This window comes from Kitasatospora sp. NPDC096204, from assembly GCF_044763205.1.
Taxonomy (GTDB): Bacteria; Actinomycetota; Actinomycetes; order Streptomycetales; family Streptomycetaceae; genus Kitasatospora.
The window spans coordinates 1-6505 of sequence record NZ_JBIWFT010000083.1; the positions used below are offsets into that span (position 1 = coordinate 1).

The 6505-nt window shown below is 70.6% G+C and carries 8 protein-coding genes; 4 read left to right on the forward strand and 4 right to left on the reverse strand.

Annotated features, from left to right (window positions below; all coding sequences use genetic code 11):
- Nucleotides 1-273: 273 nt before the first annotated feature.
- The gene (locus ACIQ87_RS39990) at nucleotides 274-840 is read left to right on the forward strand and encodes a Uma2 family endonuclease (protein WP_402417153.1); all 567 of its coding nucleotides are present in this window, start codon (nucleotides 274-276) and stop codon (nucleotides 838-840) included.
- 838 nt (nucleotides 841-1678) lie between these two features.
- Here the strand turns inward: ACIQ87_RS39990 and ACIQ87_RS39995 are convergent.
- On the reverse strand, nucleotides 1679-2302 hold the full coding sequence (locus ACIQ87_RS39995) for an SMI1/KNR4 family protein (protein ID WP_402417155.1): 624 nt from the start codon (nucleotides 2300-2302) through the stop codon (nucleotides 1679-1681).
- Nucleotides 2303-2454: 152 nt separating this feature from the next.
- Here ACIQ87_RS39995 and ACIQ87_RS40000 point away from each other — a divergent pair, with 152 nt between their 5' ends.
- Nucleotides 2455-2652, forward strand: a complete 198-nt coding sequence (locus ACIQ87_RS40000) for a LysR family transcriptional regulator (RefSeq protein ID WP_402417157.1) — start codon at nucleotides 2455-2457, stop codon at nucleotides 2650-2652.
- Between the two features lie 11 nt (nucleotides 2653-2663).
- Here ACIQ87_RS40000 and ACIQ87_RS40005 read toward each other — a convergent pair whose 3' ends face one another.
- The 3 genes from ACIQ87_RS40005 to ACIQ87_RS40015 form a co-directional block, all read right to left on the reverse strand.
- Complete coding sequence (locus tag ACIQ87_RS40005) at nucleotides 2664-3053, reverse strand: hypothetical protein (RefSeq protein ID WP_402417165.1); 390 nt, start codon at nucleotides 3051-3053, stop codon at nucleotides 2664-2666.
- A 5-nt stretch (nucleotides 3054-3058) separates the two neighbouring features.
- On the reverse strand, nucleotides 3059-3316 hold the full coding sequence (locus tag ACIQ87_RS40010; protein WP_402417159.1) for a hypothetical protein: 258 nt from the start codon (nucleotides 3314-3316) through the stop codon (nucleotides 3059-3061).
- Between the two features lie 250 nt (nucleotides 3317-3566).
- A complete protein-coding gene (locus ACIQ87_RS40015) occupies nucleotides 3567-4061 on the reverse strand; it encodes a hypothetical protein (protein ID WP_402417161.1) in 495 nt (164 codons plus the stop codon).
- Nucleotides 4062-4145: 84 nt separating this feature from the next.
- On the opposite strand from ACIQ87_RS40015, the gene ACIQ87_RS40020 reads away from it, so the two are divergent.
- Nucleotides 4146-5492: a hypothetical protein gene (locus ACIQ87_RS40020; RefSeq protein WP_402417163.1), complete on the forward strand. Its 1347-nt coding sequence runs from the start codon at nucleotides 4146-4148 to the stop codon at nucleotides 5490-5492.
- Nucleotides 5493-5662: 170 nt separating this feature from the next.
- Nucleotides 5663-5986, forward strand: a complete 324-nt coding sequence (locus tag ACIQ87_RS40025; RefSeq protein WP_402417164.1) for a hypothetical protein — start codon at nucleotides 5663-5665, stop codon at nucleotides 5984-5986.
- The last annotated feature ends 519 nt before the right edge of the window (nucleotides 5987-6505 follow it).

The following is a 6505-nucleotide window of genomic DNA, read 5'->3' on the forward strand; positions in this document are numbered from 1 at the left end:
CCTAGAGAAACGGCTCTCAGGCGCCCTCACCCATGTCCGCCCAGGTCAGACCCCAGATTCGTGACTCTAGGCCGCTGAATTACGCGGAACGCAGGCCGGTGGCCAGCTCGCGGACGGGACCGCGGTCCAGTCGGTCACGGCCGGCGCGATCCGGCACGCCGTTCACGCCGCATGGCAGCTCCTAGTAACGTTCCTAGGTGCCGCAGATCCCTCGAGTGCCCCTAACCGACGGGAGCCAACCCGAGGACTGAGATCCGGACAGGAGAGCAGCACATGAGTACGGCGCATGCCAGCCCGGGTGACTACAGTCAGGTGCCGAACCCGGAGCAGGCGCTGAAGTACGCGATTCAGCATATGGCGGGTGACCGTGTCGAGATCGTCGAGGGAGTCATCGTCCCCGTGTCGCCTTCCTGGGCCCATGAGACCGCTGTGGACCTGATCCGTGAGCAGATCGGGCCCCGGATGCGCGAGCTCGGGCTGCGTGCCGGTTCCGGAAACCTCGACCTGCCCGGAACGCCGAACTACTACGTTCCGGACCTGGCCGTCGTGCCAGCGGAGCTCGCGAAGACCGAAGGGGCGCTCCTACCTGACCAGACCGTGCTCGTCGTCGAGGTGACCTCGCCATCGAACGGGGAGACCGACCGGACGGCGAAGCGCCGGCGATACTCGCAGTTCGGCGCTCCCGTGTACCTCCTGGTCGACCGCCAGGAACGTACCTGCACCCTTTTCTCCCAGCCCGGCCAGCTCGGCTACACCCGGATCGAAGGCCCCCATCCCTTCGGCACACCGCTGCAGCTCCCGCCCCCGTTGAGCCTCGAACTGGACACCGCAGGCTTCTGAACACGTACAGGTAGGGTCTCCTCTGAAGCCGCAGCCGGCTGACCCCCGCGCTCGCGGGGAAGACCTTCGCGACCTGCACCGTTCTGTCGGCTTTGCCATTTCTTGACCAGCCTGCCGAGGAGCACACGGTGGGCTGGCCTGTTGAGGTGTCAAGGAGCAGCCCATCGTGGCAGACGACCGCGACACTGTGCTCCGCGGTCACCGCCGAACGTCCGGGTCTCCCCCTGAGCCTGCGGGGATCGTCGAAAGAAGGAGCCACCGTCAAGGACTGCAGCGCCGTACGACAGCCGGCCCCGAAGACGAAGCGAATCCCCGCGGGCACGAGGAGGACCACCGCGCTGCTGACTGCCCAACAGCCCCGGCTGACCTGCGGGCGCGGGAAGGACGCGCCCCGTCCTCATCAGGTGTTCCCAGAGAGCGGCTGACCCCCGCGCTCGCGGGGAGGACTCTGGAGGCGTACGTCCGCACCGGCCGCGTGCCGGCTGGCCCCCGCGCTCGCGGGGAGGACGTGATGGTGTGACCGTGGCCATTGCCGGTGTCCGTCCTCCCGCGCAGGCGGGGGTCAGCCGCCGGTGGAGGAGGCCGCCGATGCGATGGTCGGGTCCTCCCCGCGCAGGCGGGGGTCAGCCGCGGGCCTCCATCGCCCGGAGGCTGCGGGGCGGGTCCTCCCCGCGTAGGCGGGGGAGACGAGTACCACGACGGCGGATCAAAAGCGGGTCACCCCGCGCTGGCGCAGCCGGCCACCGGCTGAGGCCCGCGGTGTTTCGCGGAGGCCGTCCTCGCCTCGGTCGCCGTCCCGCCGCCCGGGCCGGAATCCCGGTGCGCCGTCCCGACGGGACTACAGCACGACCTGCCAGCCAATGCGGTGGTGTCCGGGGGCGTGCCGGTGGGTGTCCGGGACGAAGTGGTGGAACGGCCGGCCGGTGGTCAGGCTGTCCGTCAGGGCCGTGAACATGTCCGTGAGGCCGGTGGCCCAGAGGCTGCCGGCGGCGCCGCCTGAGCCGAGGCCCATCTCGTAGACGTGCCCGTAGACGGGGCCGGGGAGGTGGTCCACGAAGAGCAGGCCCCCGTCGTTCGGCAGCGCGATGGGTACCCACCAGTGCGCGTGGCTGACTAGGACGCGCCAGCTCTCGGGGCCGAAGTTCTCCGCGGGGAGCACCTCGGCGAACTCCCGGTGGCGCGTGAGGATGTGCTCTGTGGGGATCAGCCGGTGTCCCAGCGGCAGGAAGGACCCCGCGGGGTACGTCTCCCCGTCGGGTGGCTGCGCGACGCCGTCGTGCAGTTCGAGCAGGGCGCGCAGCTGGGGGTGCAGGGTGAAACCGAGTCCTTCCTCCAGATGTGTGATCCGCCCGGCGTCGGCCGGCGGGCGCAGGGCCGCGTGGTCGTCGGGGGAATGGGCGGCCAGCCAGGCGCTGAAGTGCCGCCAGGCCGCGGTGAGAGCAACGGTGTCGGTATCGGTCACACCGGGACCGTAGGACCGCGCACCGACAGACCGGCCGGGCGCCCCTCGGCTTTCCCCTGGTCGGGAGCAGAAGGAGTGAACCACCCGAGCCGCCGACGGCAGGGCGGCCCGGCACCGTCCGGGCCATCGACGCCCGTGTCGGCCCCGCCTCTGTGCTGCGGCTCGGCGCTGCGGCGAGCGGCCTCGGCCTCAACACGTTCACCCTTGTCGCGCAGATCAACCGGATCGAGCGAGAGCTCGGTGGACCTCTGCTGGTGAGAGCCGAACGGGGACGGTCGATGACGCTGACCCCTTTGGGAAGGAAGGTGCTCAGGGCGATCCGGACATTTCAATGCGATGCACAGTCATGAAGCATCGGAGCTCACACCGAGTCGAGACGGTGGAAGGCCCCTTCGAACTCTTCGGACGAAAGCAGCTCGGCGATCACGATCACCATCTCCCGGATGCCGGGATCTCGAACAATCAGGCCGTCCGAGCACCAGAAGCACCGACCACCTGCCGCTTCGCTTGTCTCCTCCCACCTCTTCATCAACCGGCTGACCTCGGCGACTGTGAAGATCGTCGCACTCCAGCGAGAGCCATCGGGGAGGCGAACCTCAGCATCGACGTTGCAGACCTCGTCGAGTACCTCATCAGGGTTCGGGAGAAAGAAAGCCTCGAAACCATCGGTTCGAACGCGATAGTAGGGGCCGTCCCACTCGGCCTCGGAACGAAGTTCCGTCGGTGCTGGCGTTGCGCGATCCGGACCCAAGACTGTCACCCCAGTTCCTCACCCGGCGGGATGAAGGTGTCGGCGCTGTCGGCGTCCTCGACATGGCCGTAGACATCGACCGTGATTGCTGTTGCCCGCCGCTGAGAGGTGATCAGCCAGGCCAGGACCTGCTCGGTGAGAGGAGTTCCGTTTGGACCCTGATCTGTCCAGTGAGCCCTCCACCCTCCACCGGGCACCGCGGCCACGACCTGGTCAGCCCGCTCCAGGTGGGAGAAGTCCTCGTAATCCGTGACCAAGCGCATGGCGCCTCGTTTGGGGTCAACCACCAGTGCTGTTCCGGTTCCCGGCCCTCTACGCGGACCGTGCGGCCGGTCTCGGTGCCGTTAAAAAATGGCAGTCCAGCCGGTCTGATTGAAGTAGCGAAGAGACACCGCTCCATCATCTCCAACGTAGGAGAGAACCCGTCAGGCGCCCCGTCCTGTTCGCATGTCATGACCCCTGAAATTCGGTCGTCCGAACCCGGCACACCCAACCGCCCGAGGGTGCCGGCCGTCAGCGGGCGCCGATCACCAGCTGCTTGACCAGCCGCACCATGTGGGGTGCGGACAGCCGGCCGCTCTCCGTCCCGACGGCGGCGCACATGGTGATCAGCAGCTGAACGACCGCCACCGATCGCACCGGCTCGTCGGCTTCCTCCCACACCAGGCGAGCCGCCCGAACACCGAACTCGCGGTGAACGGCCAGCAGCTCCAGCACCATGGACGTCACCCGGTCTGGCGTCGCGGTCGCGGCCTGGCGCAGCCGGGCGACGCTGGCGTATTCGTCCAGCCGGCCGTAGACCGGGCGGCTGGAGAGCATCGCCAGGCAGACCAGGGCTCCCTCCCACAGGGCGTCTGCGCCCTGCTGGTCCAGGTCGTCGAGAAGGGCTTGGACGGCGGCGGGATCGCCGGTGCGTACGGCGGTGTCGGCAGCCTGGTCGACGAGGTCCTCGACGGACAAGGCCCCGGGGCTGGAGGGCGACTCGTGGTCGGGGGGATCGGCGTGCATGCCGAGACGGTACCTGTGCCGGTCTGCCGTCGCCGCCGCCGGACCGGCGCCCGGTGTCAGGGGTGGGGGCTACGGTGCCTGTCCGTGGACGCCACCGATCTCGAACGCCAAACCCGCACACAGTCCGGCTGTATCCCGCCGGAGCTGGTCTCCCGGCTGCTGGAGCGCGGTCACGCCGCCGTGGTGGAGGAGCAGGCCCGGAGTGGGGAGTGGTTCTGCGCCCGGGAGTGGGCACGGCTGCTCAACGAGCGGGGACGGCGGGCCGAGGCACTGGACGTGCTGGGCCCGTATCTCGCGACCGGCTGGTGGACGGCCACCGAGACCACCGCGGGACTGCTGGAGGGCTGGGGCCGGATCGAGGAGGCGATCGAGCTGATCCGCGCCCGGATGGCGCTCGGGCACCCGATGGCACTCGAGTCCTACGCCCGCCTGCTCGCCCGCCACGGCCGCGCCCAAGAGGCGTTCACTCACCTGCAGCCGCACATCGACGACCCCTCCCTCGCCCGCGCCCTGGTCGACGTCGCCGTCGCCGCAGGCCGCAACAAGGAGGCCGCGGCGCTGCTCGCCGCCCGGGTCCGGGCCGACCACCGCTGCGACGGCCCGTGGTGCTGCCGCGGTCTCGACACGGCAATCGGCCTGCTCGCGACGATCCGCGAGCGCCAGGGCCGCGTCGACGAGGCCATCACCCTGCTCCGCCGCCGGGAGACCACCTCGGTCAACGGCCGCAACCAACTCGCCGACCTGCTGGCCCGGCACGGCCGGATCGAGGACCTGCGCGCCTACGCGGCGACCGAGGACCTGGGTGACGCCGCGCAGCGGCTGGCGGAGCTGCTGGAGGAGCACGGCGACGTCGAGGGCGCGATCGCCGTGTACCGGCAGGCCGCCGAGCCTGCGGCTCAGGACCCGAACGCGGCCTTCCACCTCGCTCGGCTCCTGGCCCGGCACGGCCGGGGTGGCGAGGCGATCGACGTGATGCGGGCCCAGGCCGACACCCGCCCCGGCGAGGACTGGATCCTCCATGCCCTGGCCGACCTGTGCCTGGACCAGGGCCGCGCCGGGGACGGCCTGGCCCACCTCGACGACCTCAGGGCCCGCCGCGGCGGCGAGGAGAGGTGGGACCTGTTCTGGATGCGGCTGCCGCTGATCGCCGCCAGCGCAGGTGCCGACACGGCGGTCGAACAGGCCCGGGCTCATCCCGAGGGCAACACCTGGTACGCGGCCAAGGACATCGCAGAGCTCCTGGCCGATGCCGGACGCATAGGGGAGGCCGTCGCCGTCCTTGAGCCGCACGCCCCAGCCAACCGCCGCGCCTTGGCCGGCTACCTCATCGACCTCGGCCGCACCGACGACGCGGTGGCCGTCCTTCGGCAGCCCAGCCCCGAGCCGCCCCAGCCGGTGGTCGGCCCCTGGCACGACGAGCCTCCGTTCTGAAGTGCCCGATCGGCCAGCCGAGCGTGCGTCGGGCCGATCGGGACTCGAGATGCGTTCCGGCAGGCAGGCCCGTCGGTCTCGTCGGGATCTGCGCCACGGCTCTGGGCAGCGGCGCCCGGACGGGCGCTGCCGGTGCGACCCGCAGCGCGCAGATCACTTCCCAGAGCCAGGTGCAGCTGGCGAACCAGGCCGCGCGCCGCAGGCTCTACACCGACGCCGTCACCGAGCTGATGGCCTGCCAGGCGACCGTGGACAGCGTGATCGCGCTGGCGGCCGCCTCTCCCCGGCGAACTCCGCGGTCCCGTACGACGACGACCACCAGCGGCCGCATCGCGATCTGGCTGCGCTGGGCCGGACCGGCTCCCAAGACCGTCCCTGCCGGAGTGCTGCTCATCCACCTGACCGCCGTCCCGACCTCCCGCAACGGCGGCCGCCGTGCCTACACCCTCACCAAACAGGCCCCAGCCGCCGCAGCAGTGACGATCGGCCGTTGACCCGGCCGCCCAGCTGACCTGACACCACAGCCGTTCCACCCCACGACACTGCCCGACAACGGGCCGTAGTGCACGCAGACCTGGACATCGACGGCCAGCCGATCGACAACATCCGGCTGCGCCGCGGGCACCTGCGAGCAGCAGCTCGTCGACCGCCGTTCCACCCACCAGGTCCTGGTCCGCGAGGCCGTCGTCCAGCTTCCGGCCGACGTCACCGGGCCCCAGCGTCGCGCCGCGGTCGACGCCCACCTGCGCCGGCACGGATGCTGCGCGCCGAACAGCAGGTCGTCGATCGCGAGCGGGCTGAGCAGCGGGCCGAGGCCGCCGAGGCAGCCCACCGCGCGGCACCGTGCGAGGACTGCGGCGCGGAGCACGCCGGCGGGCTGTGCGGATCGTGTTGAGCCGAGCAGTCCATCCACACCGTGGTCCTGCGTTCCGCGTAATTCAGGGGATCTGGAGTCCCTGCCGCGTTGAAGGTGCAGGTCAGCTGGTTGGGGGCTGGTGACACGGTCGGATTCG